Origin of the sequence: Escherichia sp. E4742, assembly GCF_005843885.1 — a bacterium.
Classification (GTDB): domain Bacteria; phylum Pseudomonadota; class Gammaproteobacteria; order Enterobacterales; family Enterobacteriaceae; genus Escherichia.
Map to the genome: position 1 here is coordinate 5,045,699 of NZ_CP040443.1, position 20,995 is coordinate 5,066,693.

At 51.7% G+C, this 20,995-nt stretch carries 25 protein-coding genes; 18 read left to right on the forward strand and 7 right to left on the reverse strand.

The annotated features are described in order from the left end of the window. The first annotated feature begins 42 nt into the window (after positions 1-42). Positions 43-1,347: a tyrosine-type recombinase/integrase gene (locus tag FEM44_RS24645; RefSeq protein WP_135522122.1), complete on the forward strand. Its 1,305-nt coding sequence runs from the start codon at positions 43-45 to the stop codon at positions 1,345-1,347. 17 nt (positions 1,348-1,364) lie between these two features. Here FEM44_RS24645 and fliE read toward each other — a convergent pair whose 3' ends face one another. Further along, positions 1,365-1,679: a flagellar hook-basal body complex protein FliE gene (gene fliE / locus FEM44_RS24650; protein WP_135494097.1), complete on the reverse strand. Its 315-nt coding sequence runs from the start codon at positions 1,677-1,679 to the stop codon at positions 1,365-1,367. 214 nt (positions 1,680-1,893) lie between these two features. Here fliE and fliF point away from each other — a divergent pair, with 214 nt between their 5' ends. The 14 genes from fliF (at position 1,894) to rcsA (ending at position 13,257) form a co-directional block, all read left to right on the forward strand. Continuing rightward, positions 1,894-3,552: a flagellar basal-body MS-ring/collar protein FliF gene (gene fliF, locus FEM44_RS24655; RefSeq protein ID WP_135522120.1), complete on the forward strand. Its 1,659-nt coding sequence runs from the start codon at positions 1,894-1,896 to the stop codon at positions 3,550-3,552. After that, positions 3,545-4,540: a flagellar motor switch protein FliG gene (fliG, locus tag FEM44_RS24660; RefSeq protein WP_032184453.1), complete on the forward strand. Its 996-nt coding sequence runs from the start codon at positions 3,545-3,547 to the stop codon at positions 4,538-4,540. Before fliF ends, fliG begins: the two co-directional genes overlap by 8 nt. Beyond that, a complete protein-coding gene (gene fliH, locus FEM44_RS24665; protein ID WP_135522118.1) occupies positions 4,533-5,219 on the forward strand; it encodes a flagellar assembly protein FliH in 687 nt (228 codons plus the stop codon). The genes fliG and fliH overlap by 8 nt, the downstream gene beginning before the upstream one ends. Then, a complete protein-coding gene (gene fliI, locus FEM44_RS24670; RefSeq protein ID WP_135522116.1) occupies positions 5,219-6,589 on the forward strand; it encodes a flagellar protein export ATPase FliI in 1,371 nt (456 codons plus the stop codon). Before fliH ends, fliI begins: the two co-directional genes overlap by 1 nt. 21 nt (positions 6,590-6,610) lie before the next feature. After that, complete coding sequence (gene fliJ, locus FEM44_RS24675; RefSeq protein WP_135522114.1) at positions 6,611-7,054, forward strand: flagellar export protein FliJ; 444 nt, start codon at positions 6,611-6,613, stop codon at positions 7,052-7,054. Further along, a complete protein-coding gene (locus tag FEM44_RS24680; protein ID WP_135522112.1) occupies positions 7,051-8,178 on the forward strand; it encodes a flagellar hook-length control protein FliK in 1,128 nt (375 codons plus the stop codon). The genes fliJ and FEM44_RS24680 overlap by 4 nt, the downstream gene beginning before the upstream one ends. Positions 8,179-8,282: 104 nt before the next feature. Beyond that, positions 8,283-8,747, forward strand: coding sequence for a flagellar basal body-associated protein FliL (gene fliL, locus FEM44_RS24685; RefSeq protein WP_135522110.1), 465 nt, complete (start codon positions 8,283-8,285; stop codon positions 8,745-8,747). 4 nt (positions 8,748-8,751) lie between these two features. Continuing rightward, positions 8,752-9,756 (forward strand): flagellar motor switch protein FliM, encoded by a 1,005-nt coding sequence (gene fliM, locus FEM44_RS24690; protein ID WP_010346990.1) that lies wholly within the window; start codon positions 8,752-8,754, stop codon positions 9,754-9,756. Continuing rightward, positions 9,753-10,166: a flagellar motor switch protein FliN gene (gene fliN / locus FEM44_RS24695; protein WP_135522108.1), complete on the forward strand. Its 414-nt coding sequence runs from the start codon at positions 9,753-9,755 to the stop codon at positions 10,164-10,166. Before fliM ends, fliN begins: the two co-directional genes overlap by 4 nt. A 2-nt stretch (positions 10,167-10,168) precedes the next feature. Continuing rightward, positions 10,169-10,534, forward strand: coding sequence for a flagellar biosynthetic protein FliO (gene fliO, locus FEM44_RS24700; RefSeq protein ID WP_135522106.1), 366 nt, complete (start codon positions 10,169-10,171; stop codon positions 10,532-10,534). After that, positions 10,534-11,271 (forward strand): flagellar type III secretion system pore protein FliP, encoded by a 738-nt coding sequence (gene fliP, locus FEM44_RS24705; protein ID WP_130208599.1) that lies wholly within the window; start codon positions 10,534-10,536, stop codon positions 11,269-11,271. The genes fliO and fliP overlap by 1 nt, the downstream gene beginning before the upstream one ends. Before the next feature lie 9 nt (positions 11,272-11,280). After that, positions 11,281-11,550, forward strand: coding sequence for a flagellar biosynthesis protein FliQ (gene fliQ / locus FEM44_RS24710; RefSeq protein ID WP_000187358.1), 270 nt, complete (start codon positions 11,281-11,283; stop codon positions 11,548-11,550). An 8-nt stretch (positions 11,551-11,558) separates the two neighbouring features. Further along, on the forward strand, positions 11,559-12,344 hold the full coding sequence (gene fliR / locus FEM44_RS24715; RefSeq protein ID WP_135522104.1) for a flagellar biosynthetic protein FliR: 786 nt from the start codon (positions 11,559-11,561) through the stop codon (positions 12,342-12,344). A gap of 289 nt (positions 12,345-12,633) precedes the next feature. Continuing rightward, positions 12,634-13,257, forward strand: a complete 624-nt coding sequence (gene rcsA / locus FEM44_RS24720) for a transcriptional regulator RcsA (protein WP_130216461.1) — start codon at positions 12,634-12,636, stop codon at positions 13,255-13,257. Between the two features lie 43 nt (positions 13,258-13,300). On the opposite strand, the gene dsrB is transcribed toward rcsA, so the two are convergent. Next, positions 13,301-13,489: a protein DsrB gene (gene dsrB / locus FEM44_RS24725; RefSeq protein ID WP_000867217.1), complete on the reverse strand. Its 189-nt coding sequence runs from the start codon at positions 13,487-13,489 to the stop codon at positions 13,301-13,303. Between the two features lie 163 nt (positions 13,490-13,652). On the opposite strand from dsrB, the gene yodD reads away from it, so the two are divergent. Together yodD and FEM44_RS24735 are read left to right on the forward strand one after the other, a co-directional pair. After that, a complete protein-coding gene (yodD, locus tag FEM44_RS24730; RefSeq protein WP_000844800.1) occupies positions 13,653-13,880 on the forward strand; it encodes a peroxide/acid resistance protein YodD in 228 nt (75 codons plus the stop codon). A 297-nt stretch (positions 13,881-14,177) separates the two neighbouring features. Beyond that, a complete protein-coding gene (locus FEM44_RS24735) occupies positions 14,178-14,993 on the forward strand; it encodes a mannosyl-3-phosphoglycerate phosphatase-related protein (protein ID WP_135522102.1) in 816 nt (271 codons plus the stop codon). On the opposite strand, the gene dgcQ is transcribed toward FEM44_RS24735, so the two are convergent. The 3 genes from dgcQ to FEM44_RS24750 form a co-directional block, all read right to left on the reverse strand. Then, entirely contained in the window at positions 14,990-16,684 is a 1,695-nt protein-coding gene (gene dgcQ / locus FEM44_RS24740; protein WP_135522100.1) for a cellulose biosynthesis regulator diguanylate cyclase DgcQ, read from the reverse strand. The two genes, FEM44_RS24735 and dgcQ, sit on opposite strands and share 4 nt — an antisense overlap. A gap of 182 nt (positions 16,685-16,866) precedes the next feature. Beyond that, entirely contained in the window at positions 16,867-17,049 is a 183-nt protein-coding gene (locus tag FEM44_RS24745; RefSeq protein ID WP_130208609.1) for a YodC family protein, read from the reverse strand. Positions 17,050-17,127: 78 nt separating this feature from the next. Next, positions 17,128-18,045 (reverse strand): DUF808 domain-containing protein, encoded by a 918-nt coding sequence (locus tag FEM44_RS24750; protein WP_135522098.1) that lies wholly within the window; start codon positions 18,043-18,045, stop codon positions 17,128-17,130. 171 nt (positions 18,046-18,216) lie between these two features. Between FEM44_RS24750 and yedA the strand changes: the two genes are divergently transcribed. Continuing rightward, positions 18,217-19,137, forward strand: a complete 921-nt coding sequence (yedA, locus tag FEM44_RS24755; RefSeq protein WP_130216451.1) for a drug/metabolite exporter YedA — start codon at positions 18,217-18,219, stop codon at positions 19,135-19,137. Here the strand turns inward: yedA and FEM44_RS24760 are convergent. Next, positions 19,126-19,596 carry a very short patch repair endonuclease gene (locus FEM44_RS24760; RefSeq protein ID WP_138159229.1) on the reverse strand — a complete coding sequence of 157 codons (471 nt, stop codon included), beginning with the start codon at positions 19,594-19,596 and terminating at the stop codon, positions 19,126-19,128. The genes yedA and FEM44_RS24760 overlap by 12 nt on opposite strands. Further along, the gene (gene dcm, locus FEM44_RS24765) at positions 19,577-20,995 is read right to left on the reverse strand and encodes a DNA-cytosine methyltransferase (protein WP_135522096.1); all 1,419 of its coding nucleotides are present in this window, start codon (positions 20,993-20,995) and stop codon (positions 19,577-19,579) included. The genes FEM44_RS24760 and dcm overlap by 20 nt, the downstream gene beginning before the upstream one ends.

A 20,995-nucleotide genomic window follows, 5' to 3' on the forward strand; every position in this document is an offset into this window, starting at 1 on the left:
ACCGTTTATGCTTAATGCGCTCTTGGGCGTCAGGAGGGAACAATGGCTAAGACAGCATACCCAACAGGCGTTGAGAACCATGGCGGATCACTCCGCATATGGTTCATGTATAAAGGCACACGAGTACGGGAAAGTCTCGGTGTGCCGGATACACCAAAAAACAGGAAAATAGCTGGCGAGCTACGAGCGTCTGTTTGTTTTTCCATTAAGACGGGTAATTTCGACTACGCCGCACAGTTTCCGGACTCTTCCAACCTGAGAAAATTTGGTGCGGAAAGTAAGGAAATTACCGTCGCAGACCTGGCTGTGAAATGGCTGGATCTGAAAAAGCTGGAAATCAGTACCAATGCGATGGGGCGTTACAGCTCCATTGTAAGAAATATGGTTCCCCGAATCGGAGGCAACAGACTTGCATCTTCTGTGACTCAGGAAGAACTGCTGTTCATACGAAAGGATTTGCTGACCGGATATCATGTTCTGAAACGAGGGCAAAAAACACCCATTAAGGGACGTTCCGTGCCGACAGTTAATAACTACATGAACACCATGGCGGGGATGTTTCAGTTCGCAGCCGACAGCGGATACATCAAAGAAAATCCGTTTGCAGCCATTTCGCAACTGAAGAGATCACGAACGGAACCTGATCCGTTAACCCGTGATGAGTTTGTCAGGTTGATTAACGCATTTAAGCATCAGCAATTAAAAAATATGTGGTCACTGGCTGTTTATACGGGAGTTCGCCACGGAGAGTTGGTTTCTCTGGCATGGGAAGATATAGACCTGAAGGCTGGGACAATGACGATCAGAAGAAACCACACATTAACGAAAGAGTTCACTCTTCCAAAAACCGAAGCGGGAACAAACCGTGTTATCAACCTTATTCAACCAGCAATAGACGTGCTTAAGAATCAGGCTGAAATGACTCGGCTTGGTAAGCAGTATCAGGTTGAAGTGAAACTTCGTGAGTATGGTCGAACTGAAATGCATCCGTGCACTTTTGTTTTCAATCCACAAATCGTTACGCGTAATGGCCTTGCCGGGTATCATTATGCAGTTGGGTCGATTAATCAGTCATGGGAAACTGCAATGCGACGCGCCGGGATTCGCTACCGCAAAGCATATCAGTCCAGGCACACTTATGCATGTTGGTCTTTGACCGCTGGAGCTAACCCTAACTTCATCGCGAAGCAAATGGGACACTCTGATGCTCAGATGGTTTATCGCGTTTACGGATCGTGGATGGCAGAAAACAATCAGGATCAGGTATCCATTTTAAACCAGAAATTGAGTGAGTTTGCCCCATCCATGCCCCACGCTGTGGGATCGGATGTAATTAAACAAGCATAGTCAACAGGTTACAAAACCTACACCTGCATGGACATCATTTCCTGGTACGCCGCCACCAGCTTATTACGCACCTGAATCCCCATTTGCATCGAAACCGACGCTTTTTGCATATCGGTCATAACATCGTTTAGCGCCACGCCGGGTTCGCCGAGGGTGAATTTTTCTGCCTGGGTGCGGGCGGCGGTTTGCGTATCACTTATACGATCGAGCGCGGCATGAAGTTGTCCGGCAAAACTGATGCCAGGTTGTGGTAGTGATTCCTGCGCACGGGCACTCATCGCCGTAGCCTGTAACTGGCTGATAACCCCTTCAATCCCCTGTATGGCTGACATATTCATCTCCTGGATCATTTCTGGTAGCAGAGATTAACAGTAAGTCAATAAGATAAAGGCGTTAAATAACGATAAAAAACCGGGTTAATTGGCGCATAGAAAAAAATAAAACCACAAATAATGAGGCCGTCAATTTTTCGAGTTTGCTGACCCGGGAGTGCGTCTTGTTCCACTTTGCCAATAACGCCGTCTTTCATCTGCCGCGAGGTGCGCGATGAATACGACTGCAGCCCAGACAAAATCTCTTGAGTGGCTTAATCGCCTACGCGCGAATCCGAGAATCCCTTTGATTATTGCTGGTTCCGCTGCAGTGGCAGTGATAGTCGCGTTAGTTCTATGGGCAAAAGCCCCTGATTACCGCACGTTATTCAGCAACCTTTCCGATCAGGATGGTGGCGCGATCGTCAGCCAACTGACGCAGATGAACATCCCTTACCGCTTTAGTGAAGCCAGTGGTGCAATTGAAGTTCCGGCGGATAAGGTTCACGAATTGCGTCTGCGTCTGGCGCAGCAAGGCTTACCTAAAGGAGGAGCGGTCGGCTTTGAACTGCTCGATCAGGAAAAGTTTGGTATCAGCCAGTTCAGCGAACAGGTGAATTATCAGCGAGCGCTGGAAGGCGAACTTTCTCGTACCATCGAAACTATCGGCCCGGTCAAAGGGGCGCGCGTGCATCTGGCGATGCCGAAACCGTCTTTATTTGTCCGTGAACAAAAATCCCCTTCCGCATCGGTGACTGTGAATTTATTGCCAGGACGTGCGCTGGATGAAGGGCAAATTAGCGCCGTTGTGCATCTGGTTTCCAGTGCAGTAGCTGGGCTGCCACCGGGTAACGTTACGCTGGTGGATCAAGGTGGGCATCTGTTAACCCAGTCCAACACCAGCGGGCGCGATCTCAATGATGTTCAGTTGAAATATACCAGCGATGTCGAAGGCCGCATTCAGCGTCGTATCGAAGCAATTCTGTCGCCTATTGTCGGCAACGGCAATATTCATGCGCAAGTCACAGCGCAGCTGGATTTCGCCAGTAAAGAGCAAACAGAAGAGCAGTATCGCCCTAATGGCAATGAGTCACAGGCAGCACTTCGTTCCCGTCAACTGAATGAAAGCGAGCAAAGCGGTTCCGGTTATCCAGGCGGCGTGCCGGGGGCATTGTCTAATCAGCCCGCGCCTGCAAATAACGCGCCGATCAGTACGCCTCCGGCAAATCAAAACAATCGCCAACAACAGACGAGCACCACCAGCAATAGTGGGCCGCGCAGCACACAGCGTAATGAAACCAGCAACTACGAAGTCGATCGCACCATTCGTCATACCAAAATGAACGTCGGCGACGTGCAACGTCTGTCTGTCGCGGTAGTGGTGAATTACAAAACGCTGCCGGATGGCAAACCGTTGCCACTGAGCGCCGAACAGATGAAACAAATTGATGATCTGACCCGCGAGGCAATGGGCTTTTCGGAAAAACGCGGTGATTCGCTCAATGTCGTCAACTCGCCGTTTACCAGTAGTGATGAAAGTGGCGGTGAGTTGCCGTTCTGGCAACAACAAGCGTTTATCGATCAGTTACTGGCTGCCGGACGCTGGTTGCTGGTGATACTGGTGGCGTGGCTGCTGTGGCGTAAAGCGGTGCGTCCGCAATTAATCCGCCGCGCTGAGGTGGTGAAAGCCGTTCAGCAACAGACACAAACTCGCCAGGAGACGGAAGATGCAGTGGAAGTACGCCTGAGCAAAGACGAACAACTGCAACAACGCCGCGCTAACCAACGTCTGGGGGCTGAGGTAATGAGCCAGCGCATCCGCGACATGTCTGATAACGATCCGCGCGTAGTGGCGCTGGTCATTCGCCAGTGGATAAATAACGATCATGAGTAACCTGACAGGCACCGATAAAAGCGTCATTCTGCTGATGACCATTGGAGAAGACCGGGCGGCAGAGGTATTCAAGCACCTGTCCCAACGAGAAGTGCAAACCCTGAGCGCGGCAATGGCGAACGTCTCGCAGATCTCCAACAAACAATTAACTGAAGTACTGGCAGAGTTTGAACAAGAAGCCGAACAGTTTGCCGCACTGAATATTAACGCCAATGATTATCTGCGTTCAGTGCTGGTCAAAGCGCTGGGCGAAGAGCGTGCCGCCAGCCTGCTGGAAGATATTCTCGAAACCCGCGACACTGCCAGCGGTATTGAAACGCTCAACTTTATGGAGCCGCAGAGCGCCGCCGATCTGATTCGCGATGAACATCCGCAGATTATCGCCACCATTCTGGTGCATCTGAAACGCGCTCAAGCCGCCGATATTCTGGCGTTGTTCGATGAACGTCTGCGCCACGACGTGATGCTACGTATCGCTACCTTTGGCGGCGTACAACCTGCCGCGCTGGCTGAGCTGACAGAAGTGCTGAATGGCCTGCTCGATGGCCAGAATCTCAAACGCAGCAAAATGGGCGGCGTGAGAACAGCAGCCGAAATTATCAACCTGATGAAAACTCAGCAGGAAGAAGCGGTTATTACCGCCGTGCGTGAATTTGACGGCGAACTGGCGCAGAAAATCATCGACGAGATGTTCCTGTTCGAAAATCTGGTGGATGTCGACGATCGCAGCATCCAGCGTCTGTTGCAGGAAGTGGATTCCGAATCGTTACTGATCGCGCTGAAAGGGGCCGAGCAGCCGCTACGCGAAAAATTCCTGCGCAATATGTCGCAACGTGCCGCCGATATTCTGCGCGACGATCTCGCCAACCGTGGTCCGGTGCGTCTGTCGCAGGTGGAAAACGAACAGAAAGCGATTCTGCTGATTGTGCGCCGCCTTGCCGAAACCGGCGAGATGGTGATTGGCAGCGGCGAGGATACCTATGTCTGATACTCTGCCGTGGAAAACCTGGACACCGGACGATCTCGCGCCACCACAGGCAGAGTTTGTGCCACTGATGGAGCCAGAAGAAACCGTCACTGAAGAGGCCGAACCCAGCCTTGAGCAACAACTGGCGCAACTGCAAATGCAGGCCCATGAGCAAGGTTATCAGGCGGGAATTGCCGAAGGTCGCCAGCAAGGCCACGACCAGGGCTATCAGGAAGGGATCGCCCAGGGGCTGGAACAAGGACTGGCGCAAGCGAAATCCCAGCAAGCGCCGATTCATGCCCGGATGCAGCAATTGGTCAGCGAGTTTCAGACCACCCTTGACGCGCTGGACAGTGTGATTGCTTCACGCCTGATGCAGATGGCGCTGGAGGCAGCGCGTCAGGTGATCGGCCAGACGCCAACGGTGGACAACTCGGCGCTGATTAAACAGATCCAACAGTTGTTACAGCAAGAACCGTTATTCAGCGGCAAACCGCAGCTACGCGTGCATCCGGATGATCTACAACGTGTTGATGAGATGCTTGGCGCAACGTTAAGTTTGCATGGCTGGCGCTTGCGCGGCGATCCGACACTCCATCCTGGCGGCTGTAAAGTCTCCGCCGATGAAGGCGATCTCGACGCCAGTGTCGCCACTCGCTGGCAAGAACTCTGCCGTCTGGCAGCGCCAGGAGTGGTGTAATGACCACGCGGCTGACTCGCTGGCTAACCACGCTGGATAACTTCGAAGCCAAAATGGCGCAGTTGCCTGCGGTGCGTCGCTACGGGCGATTAACCCGCGCCACCGGGCTGGTGCTGGAAGCCACCGGATTGCAACTGCCGCTCGGCGCTACCTGTGTCATTGAACGTCAGAACGGCACTGAAACGCACGAAGTAGAAAGCGAAGTGGTTGGCTTTAACGGTCAACGGCTGTTTTTAATGCCGCTGGAGGAAGTGGAAGGCGTACTACCCGGCGCGCGCGTTTATGCCAAAAATATCTCCGGCGACGGCCTGCAAAGCGGCAAGCAGCTTCCACTTGGTCCGGCGTTATTAGGTCGCGTTCTGGACGGCAGCGGTAAACCGCTCGATGGTCTGCCCTCCCCCGATACGACTGAAACTGGCGCCCTGATTACCCCGCCGTTTAACCCGTTGCAACGTACACCGATTGAGCATGTGCTGGATACGGGCGTGCGCCCAATTAATGCCCTGCTTACCGTTGGGCGCGGGCAGCGTATGGGGCTGTTTGCCGGTTCCGGCGTCGGTAAAAGTGTGCTGCTGGGAATGATGGCGCGCTACACCCGTGCCGATGTGATCGTCGTTGGTTTGATTGGTGAACGTGGGCGAGAAGTAAAAGATTTTATTGAAAATATTCTCGGTGCCGAAGGGCGTGCGCGCTCCGTGGTGATTGCCGCTCCGGCGGATGTTTCTCCGCTCCTGCGAATGCAGGGTGCCGCCTATGCCACGCGCATTGCCGAAGATTTTCGCGATCGTGGCCAGCATGTGTTGCTGATTATGGACTCTCTCACCCGCTACGCGATGGCCCAGCGTGAGATTGCACTAGCCATTGGCGAACCGCCTGCCACCAAAGGCTATCCGCCGTCGGTATTCGCCAAATTACCGGCGCTGGTCGAACGTGCCGGAAACGGCATCAGCGGCGGCGGCTCGATTACCGCGTTTTATACCGTGCTCACCGAAGGCGATGACCAGCAGGATCCGATTGCCGACTCCGCGCGGGCGATCCTCGACGGTCACATCGTGCTGTCTCGCCGTCTGGCAGAAGCCGGGCACTATCCGGCGATTGATATTGAAGCCTCAATCAGCCGTGCAATGACGGCGTTGATCAGCAAACAACATTACGCGCGGGTACGCACATTCAAGCAGCTGTTGTCGAGTTTTCAACGTAACCGCGATCTGGTCAGCGTCGGCGCGTATGCCAAAGGCAGCGATCCAATGCTCGATAAAGCTATCGCCTTGTGGCCGCAGCTGGAGGGCTATTTGCAACAAGGCATTTTTGAACGCGCGGACTGGGAAGACTCTCTCCAGGGACTGGAACGTATTTTTCCGACTGTGTGACTAAGCAGGAGATAACAGTAGATGGCAGAACATGGCGCCCTGGCGACCCTGAAAGATCTGGCAGAAAAAGAGGTGGATAATGCGGCCCGCCTGCTGGGTGAAATGCGTCGCGGATGTCAGCAGGCGGAAGAACAACTCAAAATGCTGATCGATTATCAAAACGAATATCGCAGCAACCTGAACAGCGATATGAGTACAGGCATGACTAGTAATCGCTGGATCAACTATCAGCAGTTCATTCAGACGCTGGAAAAAGCCATTACCCAGCACCGCCAGCAGCTTAATCAGTGGACGCAGAAAGTTGACATTGCCCTCAACAGCTGGCGAGAAAAGAAACAACGTTTGCAAGCCTGGCAGACCCTCCAGGAACGGCAATCCACGGCGGCACTGCTTGCAGAAAACCGCCTCGATCAGAAAAAGATGGATGAGTTCGCACAGCGCGCCGCCATGAGGAAAACTGAATGATTCGTTTAGCGCCCTTGATTACCGCTGACGTTGACACATCCACGTTGCCCGGTGCTAGCGCCACTGACACGGCACATAATTTTCTTGCGTTATTGAGCGGGGCATTAGCAGGAGATGCAGCACCAGGCAAAGCTTCGCCATTGCTTCAGGTTGCAGTGGATACCCCACACACGCAAGGTAAAGAACGCGTCAGCGAAATTCTGGCCGGGGTACTGCCGTCTGATTTACACATCGCTATTGACGAAACGCTGGCTGAAATAACCGCAGCACTACCCGATACAACGCCGCTGACGACGGCTCTGGTTAATACGCTGGCAGCCATGCCAGAAAAGGAGACGGTCGCCGACGATAAAACAGATGACCTTAATGAAGATGCTGTCGCCAGCCTGAGCGCCCTTTTTGCTATGCTGCCCGGTTTTGACAATACTCCCAAAGTGACTGATGCGCCTGTAACAGTGTTACCGACGCAGAAGCAAGCACTCTCAACAAAACTGACTACCGCGCAACTCGCAACAGCACAACCTGACGACGCCCCTGGTGCGCCAGATCAGCCATTAACTCCGCTGGTCGCTGAAGCCCAGAGTAAAGCGGAGGTCATCAGCACGCCTTCACCTGTTACTACTGTCGCCAGTCCGCTAATTACTCCGCACCAGACGCAACCGCTGCCCACCGTCGCCGCGCCTGTTTTGAGCGCACCGCTGGGTTCCCACGAATGGCAACAATCCTTAAGCCAGCATATTTCGCTGTTTACCCGCCAGGGGCAACAAAGTGCCGAACTGCGTTTGCATCCGCAAGATTTAGGCGAAGTGCAAATCTCCCTTAAGGTGGATGACAACCAGGCGCAAATTCAGATGGTTTCACCGCATCAGCACGTGCGCGCCGCTCTGGAAGCGGCTTTGCCGGTACTGCGCACACAACTGGCAGAAAGCGGAATTCAGTTGGGGCAGAGCAATATCAGCGGTGAGAGTTTTAGCGGTCAGCAGCAGGCAGCTTCCGAGCAACAGCAAAGCCAACGCACAGCAAACCATGAACCTCTGGCGGGGGAAGACGACGATACACTGCCGGTTCCCACAACTCTCCAGAGAGTTTCATCTGGTAATAGCGGCGTCGATATTTTCGCCTAACGTCAGAGGTAGCACCTTAATCCGCGTCTTTTCCCCGCTTTGCCACACTTAAGACGCAGGATAATTAGCCGATAAGCAGTAGCGACACAGGAAGACCGCAACACATGACTGATTACGCGATAAGCAAGAAAAGCAGGCGATCGCTTTGGCTCCCGATCCTGGTATTCATCACTCTCGCGGCCTGTGCCAGCGCGGGTTACAGCTACTGGCATTCGCAACAAGTGACCGCTGGCGACAAAGCACAGCAACGCGTCGTGCTCTCACCTGTCTTCTATGCGCTGGACACTTTTACGGTCAATCTTGGCGATGCAGATCGCGTGCTTTATATCGGTATAACGCTGCGGCTGAAAGATGAAGCCACCCGTTCGCGGTTGAGCGAGTATTTGCCGGAAGTCCGCAGTCGCTTGCTGTTACTGTTTTCGCGCCAGGATGCCGCCGCGCTGGCAACGGAAGAAGGCAAGCAAAAACTGATTGCCGCAATTAAAGCCACACTCTCCCCCCCGCTTGTTGCCGGGCAACCGAAACAGGATGTCACCGACGTGCTGTATACCGCTTTTATTCTGCGATAACGACATGGGCGATAGTATTCTTTCTCAAGCTGAAATTGATGCGCTGTTGAATGGTGACAGCGAGGTCAAAGACGAACCGACAACCAGTGCTGGCGGCGAAAGTGACATTCGTCCGTACGATCCCAATACCCAACGCCGGGTTGTGCGCGAACGTTTGCAGGCGCTGGAAATCATTAATGAGCGTTTTGCCCGCCATTTTCGCATGGGGCTGTTCAACCTGCTGCGCCGTAGCCCGGACATTACCGTCGGGGCGATCCGCATACAGCCGTACCATGAATTTGCCCGCAACCTGCCGGTGCCAACCAACCTGAACCTTATCCACCTGAAACCGCTGCGCGGAACAGGGCTGGTGGTGTTCTCGCCAAGTCTGGTGTTTATCGCCGTGGATAACCTGTTTGGCGGCGATGGACGCTTCCCTACCAAAGTAGAAGGTCGCGAGTTTACGCATACCGAACAGCGCGTCATCAATCGTATGTTAAAGCTGGCACTTGAAGGCTATAGCGACGCGTGGAAGGCTATTAATCCACTGGAAGTGGAGTACGTGCGTTCGGAAATGCAGGTGAAATTTACCAATATCACCACCTCGCCGAACGACATTGTGGTTAACACGCCTTTTCATGTCGAAATTGGCAACCTGACTGGCGAATTTAATATCTGCCTGCCATTCAGCATGATCGAACCGCTAAGGGAATTGTTGGTTAACCCGCCGCTGGAAAACTCGCGCAATGAAGATCAGAACTGGCGCGATAACCTGGTGCGCCAGGTTCAGCATTCACAGCTGGAGCTGGTTGCCAACTTTGCCGATATTTCTCTGCGCCTGTCGCAGATTTTAAAGCTGAAACCCGGCGATGTCCTGCCGATAGAAAAACCCGATCGCATCATCGCCCATGTTGACGGCGTTCCGGTACTGACCAGCCAGTACGGCACCATCAACGGTCAGTATGCGTTACGGATAGAACATTTGATTAACCCGATTTTGAATTCTCTGAACGAGGAACAGCCCAAATGAGTGACTTGAATAATCCGGCCGATGACAACAACGGCGCAATGGACGATCTGTGGGCTGAAGCGTTGAGCGAACAAAAATCAACAAGCAGCAAAAGCGCGGCTGAAGCGGTGTTCCAGCAGCTTGGCGGCGGCGACGTCAGTGGAACATTGCAGGATATCGACCTGATTATGGATATTCCGGTTAAGCTGACCGTCGAACTGGGCCGCACACGAATGACCATCAAAGAGTTGTTGCGTCTGACGCAAGGGTCAGTCGTGGCGCTGGACGGTCTGGCGGGCGAACCACTGGATATTCTGATCAACGGTTATTTAATTGCTCAGGGCGAAGTTGTCGTAGTCGCTGATAAATATGGCGTGCGGATCACCGATATCATTACCCCATCCGAGCGGATGCGCCGCCTGAGTCGTTAGTGATGAATAACCACGCTACTGTACAACCTTCCGCACCGGTTTCTGCTGCGCCGCTCCTTCAGGTGAGCGGCGCGCTAATTGCCATTATTGTCTTAATCCTCGCTGCGGCCTGGCTGGTAAAAAGGCTGGGATTTGCTCCCAAACGTAATGGCACGAACGGGCTGAAAGTCAGCGCTAGTGCCTCGTTGGGTGCGCGTGAACGGGTCGTGGTGGTCGATGTGGAAGATGCGCGACTGGTGCTCGGCGTTACTGCCGGGCAAATCAATCTGCTGCATAAACTTCCCCCTTCTGCGCTAACGGAAGATTTACCTCAAGCCGATTTTCAGTCGGTCATGAAAAATTTGCTCAAGCGTAGCGGGAGATCCTGATGCGTCGCCTGTTGTCTGTCGCACCGGCCCTTCTCTGGCTGCTTACTCCCCTCGCCTTTGCTCAACTGCCTGGCATCACCAGCCAGCCGCTGCCTGGCGGTGGACAAAGCTGGTCACTCCCGGTGCAGACGCTGGTGTTCATCACCTCGCTGACTTTTATTCCGGCAATTTTACTGATGATGACCAGCTTCACCCGCATCATCATTGTTTTTGGTTTATTGCGTAACGCACTGGGAACGCCCTCCGCGCCGCCCAACCAGGTATTGCTGGGGCTGGCGCTGTTTTTGACCTTTTTTATTATGTCTCCGGTAATCGATAAAATTTATGTCGATGCGTATCAGCCGTTCAGCGAAGAGAAAATATCAATGCAGGAGGCGTTGGAAAAAGGGGCGCAGCCCCTGCGTGAGTTTATGCTGCGTCAGACCCGCGAGGCGGATTTAGGGTTGTTTGCCAGACTGGCGAATACCGGCCCGTTGCAGGGACCTGAAGCAGTACCGATGCGCATTTTGCTCCCGGCCTACGTGACCAGCGAGTTGAAAACCGCCTTCCAGATAGGCTTCACGATTTTCATTCCGTTTTTGATTATCGACCTGGTTATTGCAAGCGTGTTGATGGCATTGGGGATGATGATGGTTCCCCCCGCGACCATTGCCCTGCCGTTTAAACTGATGCTGTTTGTACTGGTGGATGGCTGGCAATTGCTGGTCGGCTCGCTGGCACAAAGCTTTTACAGCTAGAGAGGCCAAATGACACCCGAATCGGTCATGATGATGGGGACAGAAGCGATGAAAGTCGCGCTGGCACTGGCTGCCCCGCTGTTGCTGGTGGCGCTGGTCACCGGTCTTATCATCAGCATTTTGCAGGCCGCCACGCAGATTAACGAAATGACGCTGTCGTTTATTCCGAAAATCATCGCCGTATTTATCGCCATTATTATTGCCGGACCGTGGATGCTCAACCTGTTGCTGGATTACGTTCGTACCTTATTCACTAACCTGCCGTATATCATCGGGTAATCGATGTAATGTTGCAGGTAACAAGCGATCAATGGCTTTCCTGGTTAAGCCTGTATTTCTGGCCATTACTGCGCGTGCTGGCGCTGATCTCCACCGCGCCCATTTTGAGCGAACGCAGTGTGCCGAAACGAGTAAAACTGGGCCTCGCAATGATGATCACGTTCGCCATTGCTCCGGCAATACCCGCCAACGATGTTGCCGTTTTTTCGTTTTATGCCCTGTGGCTGGCAATGCAGCAGATCCTGATTGGCATTGCGCTTGGCTTTACCATGCAATTTGCCTTTGCCGCTGTACGAACCGCTGGCGAAATTATCGGTCTGCAAATGGGGCTGTCATTTGCGACGTTTGTTGATCCTGCTAGCCATCTCAATATGCCCGTCTTAGCGCGCATCATGGATATGCTGGCGTTACTGTTGTTCCTGACATTTAACGGTCATTTATGGTTGATTTCGCTGCTGGTCGATACGTTTCACACTCTACCCATTGGTGGCGAACCGCTGAACAGCAATGCGTTTCTGGCACTCACCAAAGCAGGGAGTCTGATTTTCCTTAACGGGTTGATGCTGGCGTTACCGCTCATTACCCTGTTGCTGACGCTGAATCTCGCATTAGGTTTACTGAATCGTATGGCCCCGCAATTATCAATTTTTGTTATTGGTTTTCCATTAACATTGACTGTCGGCATCTCATTAATGGCGGCATTAATGCCGTTAATTGCCCCTTTTTGCGAACATTTATTTAGTGAAATTTTTAATTTACTGGCGGATATTATCAGCGAATTGCCTGTAATATGATTCCCTAATGTTTCTCTTGTTATCCTAAGGATTATCTGAAAAATAATACCAGCGAACATCTTCCAGGATACTCCTGTGGCGAAATATTTGTTTTAACCTCACTCACATATCGCAACATTTACTTTACTTTAAGACAATTCCAGGCAAATTATACAACGCTTTACGGGATAGTAAGTCCGCCTGAAAAATCGCGAGAGTGGCGCATTAGGTGACCCATGTTGTTCCGTTTAGTCATGATGAAATATTCAGGTAAGGGGAATTATCGTTACGCATTGAGTGAGGGTATGCCATGTCAACGATTATTATGGATTTATGTAGTTACACCCGGCTGGGTTTGACCGGGTATCTGTTGAGTAGAGGGGTGAAAAAAAGAGAAATCAACGACATTGAAACCGTTGATGACCTTGCCATCGCTTGTGATTCACAGCACCCTTCAGTGGTGTTTATTAATGAGGACTGTTTTATCCACGATGCTTCTAACAGTCAACGTATCAAGTACATCATTAATCAACATCCCAATACGTTATTTATCGTTTTTATGGCAATTGCTAATGTTCATTTTGATGAATATCTATTGGTCAGAAAAAATTTATTGATCAGTTCCAAATCGATTAAGCCGGAATCTCTTGATGATATCCTTGGCGATATTCTGAAAAAAGAGACAACGATGGCCAGCATTTTAAATATGCCAACGCTATCATTAAGCCGGACCGAATCGAGTATGTTGCGAATGTGGATGGCTGGCCAGGGAACGATTCAAATATCCGACCAAATGAATATTAAAGCCAAGACCGTTTCATCGCATAAAGGCAATATTAAACGTAAGATCAAAACGCATAATAAACAGGTTATCTACCATGTCGTCCGACTGACGGATAATGTGACAAATGGTATTTTTGTCAACATGCGCTAGGGCATACTGACTGGTGGTATTCCACCAGTCAGGCTGACAGAAATTACTCTGCTTTCTCCACAAAGATACCATCCTGATGCCCTGCTTCATTAAAGAACCAGATGCCGAGCGGGTAGTCTTCCAGCGAAACCAGGTACATTGTGCCTTCACTAAACTCCTCAACCGCCAGTACCACGCCAGGACGACGCGGACCGCCATCCGTTTTGACTGTTACCCGATCATTCACCTTCATCGTTTTCCTCCTGTGGCTTTGTGCCAGTTTAGAACAATTTCGTTTTTCTGACAGCGCCAGGCGCGTGCGAGTGCTGATTTTCTCAACGGTCTATACTTAAGAAATGCCTGGCTGACATGACGTGTCGGCAGCAACATATAAGCAACGGTTGCGAGGATAGATGATGAAAACCGCAAAAGAGTACAGCGATACCGCAAAACGTGAGGTCAGCGTCGACGTCGATGCCCTGCTGGCGGCGATCAATGAAATTAGCGAAAGCGAAGTTCATCGCAGCCAGAACGATTCAGAACACGTCAGCGTCGATGGCCGTGAATATCATACATGGCGTGAATTAGCCGATGCCTTTGAACTTGATATTCATGACTTTAGCGTCTCTGAAGTGAATCGCTAAATGCGTCATAAAAAAATCCCGGCCCTTGTTGGGGTCGGGATCAAACTTGCTTAAGCAAGAAGCACTTAAAAAATTCGTTACACCAGGAAATCTGATGCGTTCATCACCTTATCCGCAATTTTTTATGCTGACAAGAAAATATTCTTGATATGAATGATTAACGTCACTTATGAATGGAAGTGTGATCCACGTCACCCCTTGGAGGCTCTGGCGTTCACGTGATCGCTCCCGAAAAACGATTTTTTATTATTCGTGCTGTTTTAAGAAACATCCAGGCAAGGGGAGTACTGCGCGATCATGCTTTCAATTCATCAACCGCTGCTGATTTTTACCGATCTTGATGGCACCCTGTTGGACAGTCATAGCTATGACTGGCAACCTGCCGCCTCCTGGTTAATCCGCCTGCGGGAAGCGGATATCCCCGTGATCCTGTGTAGTAGTAAAACCTCGGCTGAGATGCTGTACCTGCAAAAGATGTTAGGTCTGCAAGGGTTGTCATTCATTGCAGAGAACGGCGCGATGATCCAACTGGATCAACACTGGCAGGATTTGGACGGCTTTCCGCGCATCATTTCGGGGATTGCTCATAGTGAAATCAGCCTGGTATTAAATACGCTGCGTGAGAAAGAACACTTCAAATTCACCACCTTTGATGACGTCGATGATACAACCATCGCTGAATGGACTGGCTTAAGCCGCAGCCAGGCAGCACTGACGCAGTTGCATGAGGCTTCGGTCACGCTTATCTGGCGCGACAGTGACGAGCGGATGGCGCAATTTACCGCTCGCCTGAATGAACTGGGCTTGCAGTTTGTGCAAGGTGCGCGTTTCTGGCATGTGCTGGATGTCTCTGCCGGGAAAGATCAGGCGGCCAACTGGATCATTGCGGCATATCAGAAATCGAGTGGAAAACGTCCGACCACGCTTGGCTTAGGCGATGGACCAAATGACGCACCATTACTGGAAGTGATGGATTATGCGGTGATCGTAAAAGGGCTAAACCGGGAAGGCGTACATTTGCAAAATGAGGATCCGGCCCGTGTCTGGCGGACACAGCGAGAAGGACCGGAAGGCTGGCGCGAAGGGCTGGATCACTTTTTCACGACCAGTTAAGGGCTATCGCTCGCGCAAACCTGATTGCGCCCCGCTTGTTTTGCAAGATACAACCGTCGGTCGGCCAGAGACTGTAATTGTTCAAAATCATAATCGCCGGTTTCCTCACTGCTACTCACCCCCAGCGAAGCACTGATGCGTAGGGTCGTGCTCTTGGCGATCAACATCTCTTTTTCATTCAGCTTCAGGCGAATACGTTCGGCCACTTCCGTTGCCTGCGCCAGGTTAGCGCCAGGCAGAATCACACAAAACTCCTCGCCGCCCACGCGGCCTGCAACGTCCTGTGAGCGCAATGAACGACTGATTAATCCGGCAGCATGCGACAGTACACGATCGCCTGCCTGATGACCAAAGCGGTCATTAATCGCTTTAAAATGGTCAAGGTCGACCTGGATGACAGAAAACGGATGTTTGTGTATCTGACACAATTCGGCAAGCGGACGCGCTTTTTCGAACAATGCGCCACGGTTATACAAGCGCGTTAAGGTGTCATGCCACGCCTGCCACTGCAACGAGCTTTGCAGGACAAACATATTGCTGACCATCTGGCGAATCACATACCAGGAGATAAGTAACATCGTCGTAAAGAGCGCCCACAGAAGGGTTAACGCAATGCTGATGCTGCCGAAATCACCACGCACACCTTCACTGAGCGAATGAATGCGCACCAATGCGCCGTCAAAATGGTCCAGTCGCTCCCAGCTAACATAGCGACTGTTCATCCTAATGCCACCGCGCGTATCGTGTTCCATAGCCTGCGCCAGAGATGCCAGCTCCCGAGGATCAAAGAGATCCTCCGCCGAGTGTTCCGGGTTAGAGGAGGTTAATAATTTCAGTTTACTGTCGTAGAGCTGATATTCGCCATCCAGGTTTTTATCAATAGCGTTTTTTAGAAATTGCTGCATTGAGCGCACAGGGATACTCATCCCCAACACGCCATACCAGTAATTATTACTGTCGACTGGCACGCTTACGGTGACCTGCGGTTCAGTAACATTGTTATGGTCATGCTGAGAGGTAAACCAACGTACGCCACGTTGACGATTTTCTCGTTCTGATTGGCCGATAAACCAGGGTTGTGTGACAAATTCGTAGTAACGCGTAGGGATATTTCGGGTAAACAACGTCGGCTGCGTCGAAACGTAGAATCCGGCGCGCGAGACATACATCGCCTGTTCAACCATCGAAGAAGAGTTGTGCGCCAGTCGCAGTAAGTAGCCGACTTCCAGTGCGGCGGTAATTTCATTGTCGAGTAATTCATTTTCGCGAGAAAGCTGATTTCCCTCGCTCACTAACGCATCCGAGACACCGTTTACTGACAGAGTGCGTCGTCTGTTGAGTTCGATTTGCCAGGCGTGCTCGTCGCGATGTTGTTCAAACTCGATAACAGCGTTTCGCATAGAGGTGAAATCCAACGGCGCAACAAGAGCTTCACGCATTCCATTACGCAAAAAAATCAGTTTATCGACGTTATATTGCAATTGTTTGTCGAGCGCGTTGGCAACGTTTTCCAGATGATTACGCTGGCTGGAGATATAGGCGTCTTCCAGCACCACAACTTCACGCCAGGTGAGCAAAGTGGAAAAGATCAACACCACGATAAAGCACAGATTAACGACATGACCTGGCCCCAGGCGGCGCGCGAGTTTTTTTAGCCAGCTCTGGTTTTCCATTTTTGTCTCGTGCTGCACCCTGACGACTCCCAACCTGCTTTTTAATGATTCTGGCATAACCTGGCGATAGCGTACCGCCAAACAACGATAATTTTATAATGTAGGCATGATACGAGACATCAGGCCTTCGATACTGACACTGGCACAACTGCCGGATGCGGCGTGAACGCCACATCCGGCCCGGTGTTAATTGCACACTTTCAAACTTCTTCCGACGAACAACTCCCCTCCCCCGGAACAAGCTCGGTTTCATGAAAAGCTTCCCGCTTGACCCCATAACCGTCATACCACCGGCACTCAACCATACCGCTGGAATACCCGGTGACAATCATCCGCGGGCCGCCCTCTTTTACCGTGACTTCCTCACTAACCATAAAGCTCATACTCGCCTCCTTTTTTCGAGTGAAACTTGTTCACCTTAGTCGAGGATGGCGAATTTTGCATAACAGCCAATGTGAATTTTAATGTGCCTGGCCGCGCATTTTCGCTACCACTTTCACTCCCAGCACCACGATGCCACCGATGATAAATCCAAGAATCAGATTTAAAACAGTCGGTAATATCATCGCCACCAGCGCGTTCTGCTGTCCGGCAAAATGTTCAATGGCATGATGCAGCGGCGCGATGCCATGCACCACAATGCCGCCACCAACCAGGAACATCGCCAGCGTGCCGACAACCGATAATGCTTTCATCAGCCAGGGGGCGATAATCAACAGCCCCTTACCCAACGCCTGCATCAACGTACTGGACTTTTCTGCCAGCCAGTAGCCCAGGTCATCAATCTTAACGATAATCCCCACCAGGCCATACACGCCAATCGTTACCACCAGAGCTATCCCTGAGAGCACCAGCACCTGATTAATCAGCGGCGCTTCCGCCACAATGCCCAGCGTTATGGCGACAATTTCCGCAGACAAAATAAAATCGGTGCGAATGGCCCCTTTTATTTTGTCCTTTTCAAACTTGAGCGGGTCTTGCTCCGCCAGTTTTTCCAGACGCTGCTGACTCTGCGCCGGATCCTCTTTGTGTTTACGCGCCTCCATCATATGTAGCACTTTCTCTACCCCTTCAAAGCAGAGAAACGCACCACCAATCATCAACAGTGGCGTAATTGCCCACGGGATAAATGCACTGATGATCAGCGCCAGCGGCACCAGAATCACTTTGTTGATTAGCGATCCCTTCGCCACGCCCCAGACCACAGGAAGTTCCCGGTTGGCACGCACGCCTGAAACTTGTTGCGCATTAAGCGACAAGTCATCCCCTAATACACCGGCGGTTTTCTTCGCCGCCAGCTTGCCCATCACGGAGATATCGTCCAGCAAAGTGGCGATATCATCGAGCAACGTCAATAAACTACTCCCGGCCAAAAGCATTCCCTCTCATTTTTATCGTTGACGCGCTAAGTATGAAGCAAAATCGGCTTGCCTGATACTTGCTTCACAGGTCAACATTTTTTTAACAATCAAGCACAATTATATCTCTCGCCAGCAGAATGATTTTCACGTTTACTATGAACCACCTTTTTATTTCCACCGTGAGGGATTATGCGTTTCCGCCAGTTGTTACCGCTTTTTGGCGCGCTGTTTGCGTTGTATATCATTTGGGGCTCGACCTATTTTGTCATTCGGATTGGCGTTGAAAGCTGGCCACCGTTAATGATGGCGGGGGTGCGATTTTTGGCAGCAGGTATTTTATTGATGGCATTTTTACTGCTGCGTGGGCACAAATTGCCGCCGCTACGTCCCCTGCTCAACGCCGCGCTTATTGGCCTGTTACTGCTGGCTGTTGGTAACGGTATGGTGACGGTTGCCGAACATCAAAACGTCCCTTCCGGCATTGCCGCCGTGGTGGTGGCAACGGTGCCACTCTTTACTCTTTGCTTCAGCCGCCTGTTTGGCATTAAAACGCGCAAACTGGAATGGGTGGGTATCGCCATTGGGCTTGCCGGGATCATCATGCTCAATAGTGGCGGTAATTTAAGCGGTAACCCGTGGGGTGCAATGCTGATTTTAATCGGCTCAATTAGCTGGGCGTTTGGGTCGGTTTATGGCTCACGCATTACCTTACCGGTAGGGATGATGGCAGGTGCCATTGAGATGCTGGCGGCTGGCGTAGTGTTAATGATTGCGTCGATGATTGCGGGTGAAAAACTGACAGCAGTCCCTTCGCTTTCTGGTTTCCTTGCAGTCGGCTATCTGACGCTGTTTGGCTCGATTATCGCCATCAACGCTTATATGTATTTAATCCGCAATGTCAGTCCGGCTCTGGCCACCAGCTACGCCTATGTTAATCCCGTGGTCGCGGTATTGCTGGGTACGGGTCTGGGCGGCGAAACACTGTCGAAGATTGAATGGCTGGCGCTAGGAGTGATTGTTTTCGCCGTGGTGCTGGTCACGTTGGGGAAATATCTCTTCCCGGCAAAACCCGTTGTCGCTCCTGTCATTCAGGATGCATCAAGCGAGTAAATGAATCCCCAGAGTGTCGATCTGCGCGCTGGCGCCCTCGCCGCAGATCCACTCTTCCAGACGCTCGGTAAGTGCCGCGTCCGTTAATTTCTCCCGCCCGCGTAACGCACATTCCCAGACAATCAACACACGCCAGCCGAGTTCCTGCAAACGACTGACATCGCGCCGATCGCGCTCGACATTTTTACCAATCTTCTCCAGCCAAAAATCTGTTCGCGTGGCGGGGACTTTAAACAGGTAGCAATGGTGATGATGCCAGAAGCAACCGTGGGCAAATATCACACAGCGAAATTCATCAAGGACAAAATCCGGACGTCCGGGAAGATTGGCCTCCTGAACACGAAACGCCAGCCCCTGCTCAGTTAACAGGCTGGCGAGACGTTTCTCGATTGCCGTATCGCGCGTGGCAATCGCGCGCATATTTTTGCTACGCGTGGCCTTATCGTGAACATCGGCCATGTTGTGTTTCTCGCTGACGCAACGCCACCGCTTGTCTGATTTTTGGCTCTAGCAGTTTTGCCACCGCGGCAAAGACCGGTACTACCACCGAATTACCGAACTGACGATAGGCTTGCGTATCGGAAACCGGTATACGGAATTTCGCTTCTCCCGGCGCTTCAAAGCCCATCAGACGCGCGCATTCGCGAGGCGTTAATCTTCGTGGGCGATGTTGCTGATTCTGCGGATCGTCAAAGTCTTTCTCACCTGTCGCCATATCCCAGCCGCGATCGATTAAGATTTCCGCGCCGTCTTTATAATAACGGGCAGAAAGCGTGCGCGTGACACTTTGCGGATTGTTCGGATAAACCATCCCATAACCGAAGCCGTTACCGCGCGCCTGATGCTTTTTCGCATAGCGATAGAGATACTTCCATAACACTGGCGTCAGGATATATTTCGCTTCGACCATCGGGTCCAGCAACTGCGCCAGCGTCACTCGCTGCGCTGGGAAACAATCGCTAATGTCACGCAGGGTGAAATCTTCTTTCAGATTAAGATCGCGACGGAAGCCCACCAGCACGATGCGCTCACGGTGCTGCGGTAGAAAATGTTTGCCATCGATGATTTTCGGATCGTCCGGGCCGTTATCTTCTGCGTCGGCAACGTCATAGCCCAGTTCGTCCAGCGTCTGCATGATGATGCGGAACGTTTTACCCTGGTCGTGACTTTTCAGGTTCTTAACGTTTTCGAGCACAAAAATCGCCGGACGACGAGCGTCGATAATGCGCACCACATCAAAGAACAGCGTACCCTGGGTATCGCAGGCAAAACCGTGCGCCCGCCCAAGCGAGTTCTTTTTCGATACACCAGCCAGTGAAAACGGCTGGCAAGGAAAACCGGCCAGTAAAACATCATGTTCAGGAATGTGCTGACGGATATGTTCCGCCGCCGCGTCATCACTCGTGCCCTCTTTATGACTCAGGGTGATGTCACGGATATCTTCATTAAAATGATGAGTTGCCGGATCGCAATAATGGTTGGCTTTATAGGTGCGCACCGCATGTTTATTCCATTCACTGGTAAATACGCACTGACCGCCAATTGACTCAAAACCGCGACGGATACCACCAATCCCGGCAAAGAGATCGATAAAGCGAAACGCATAATGCGGATGATGTGCTGGCGGTTTGGGTAGCAACGTTTGCAGGTGGGCGAACTCATTTTCGCTTAAACGGTGCCACACCGAATCATTCGCCAGCGCACGTTTTAAAATCGCCGCGCTCCAGTGGTTCTCACCCACACCATTAAGTTGCGCCACCAGCGTTTTAACATCATAAATTTGCAGCAGTTTCTCCAGCATTGCCTGTGCGGCATTCCCGGTGCTGTATGAATCGGTTACTGAAATATTTTCCTGCAT

Excerpts from the sequence above, each read along its gene's own strand:
- fliI (WP_135522116.1), top strand. The coding sequence starts at position 5,219 with ATGACCACGCGGCTGACTCGCTGGCTAACCACGCTGGATAACTTCGAA.
- fliE (WP_135494097.1), bottom strand. The coding sequence starts at position 1,679 with ATGTCAGCCATACAGGGGATTGAAGGGGTTATCAGCCAGTTACAGGCT.
- FEM44_RS24750 (WP_135522098.1), bottom strand. The coding sequence starts at position 18,045 with ATGCTTTTGGCCGGGAGTAGTTTATTGACGTTGCTCGATGATATCGCC.
- fliQ (WP_000187358.1), top strand. The coding sequence starts at position 11,281 with ATGACACCCGAATCGGTCATGATGATGGGGACAGAAGCGATGAAAGTC.
- fliM (WP_010346990.1), top strand. The coding sequence starts at position 8,752 with ATGGGCGATAGTATTCTTTCTCAAGCTGAAATTGATGCGCTGTTGAAT.
- FEM44_RS24760 (WP_138159229.1), bottom strand. The coding sequence starts at position 19,596 with ATGGCCGATGTTCACGATAAGGCCACGCGTAGCAAAAATATGCGCGCG.
- fliL (WP_135522110.1), top strand. The coding sequence starts at position 8,283 with ATGACTGATTACGCGATAAGCAAGAAAAGCAGGCGATCGCTTTGGCTC.
- yedA (WP_130216451.1), top strand. The coding sequence starts at position 18,217 with ATGCGTTTCCGCCAGTTGTTACCGCTTTTTGGCGCGCTGTTTGCGTTG.
- dsrB (WP_000867217.1), bottom strand. The coding sequence starts at position 13,489 with ATGAAGGTGAATGATCGGGTAACAGTCAAAACGGATGGCGGTCCGCGT.
- rcsA (WP_130216461.1), top strand. The coding sequence starts at position 12,634 with ATGTCAACGATTATTATGGATTTATGTAGTTACACCCGGCTGGGTTTG.
- fliN (WP_135522108.1), top strand. The coding sequence starts at position 9,753 with ATGAGTGACTTGAATAATCCGGCCGATGACAACAACGGCGCAATGGAC.
- fliH (WP_135522118.1), top strand. The coding sequence starts at position 4,533 with ATGTCTGATACTCTGCCGTGGAAAACCTGGACACCGGACGATCTCGCG.
- fliJ (WP_135522114.1), top strand. The coding sequence starts at position 6,611 with ATGGCAGAACATGGCGCCCTGGCGACCCTGAAAGATCTGGCAGAAAAA.
- FEM44_RS24680 (WP_135522112.1), top strand. The coding sequence starts at position 7,051 with ATGATTCGTTTAGCGCCCTTGATTACCGCTGACGTTGACACATCCACG.
- fliP (WP_130208599.1), top strand. The coding sequence starts at position 10,534 with ATGCGTCGCCTGTTGTCTGTCGCACCGGCCCTTCTCTGGCTGCTTACT.
- yodD (WP_000844800.1), top strand. The coding sequence starts at position 13,653 with ATGAAAACCGCAAAAGAGTACAGCGATACCGCAAAACGTGAGGTCAGC.
- FEM44_RS24735 (WP_135522102.1), top strand. The coding sequence starts at position 14,178 with ATGCTTTCAATTCATCAACCGCTGCTGATTTTTACCGATCTTGATGGC.
- dcm (WP_135522096.1), bottom strand. The coding sequence starts at position 20,995 with ATGCAGGAAAATATTTCAGTAACCGATTCATACAGCACCGGGAATGCC.
- fliR (WP_135522104.1), top strand. The coding sequence starts at position 11,559 with ATGTTGCAGGTAACAAGCGATCAATGGCTTTCCTGGTTAAGCCTGTAT.
- FEM44_RS24645 (WP_135522122.1), top strand. The coding sequence starts at position 43 with ATGGCTAAGACAGCATACCCAACAGGCGTTGAGAACCATGGCGGATCA.
- fliG (WP_032184453.1), top strand. The coding sequence starts at position 3,545 with ATGAGTAACCTGACAGGCACCGATAAAAGCGTCATTCTGCTGATGACC.
- FEM44_RS24745 (WP_130208609.1), bottom strand. The coding sequence starts at position 17,049 with ATGAGCTTTATGGTTAGTGAGGAAGTCACGGTAAAAGAGGGCGGCCCG.
- fliF (WP_135522120.1), top strand. The coding sequence starts at position 1,894 with ATGAATACGACTGCAGCCCAGACAAAATCTCTTGAGTGGCTTAATCGC.
- fliO (WP_135522106.1), top strand. The coding sequence starts at position 10,169 with ATGAATAACCACGCTACTGTACAACCTTCCGCACCGGTTTCTGCTGCG.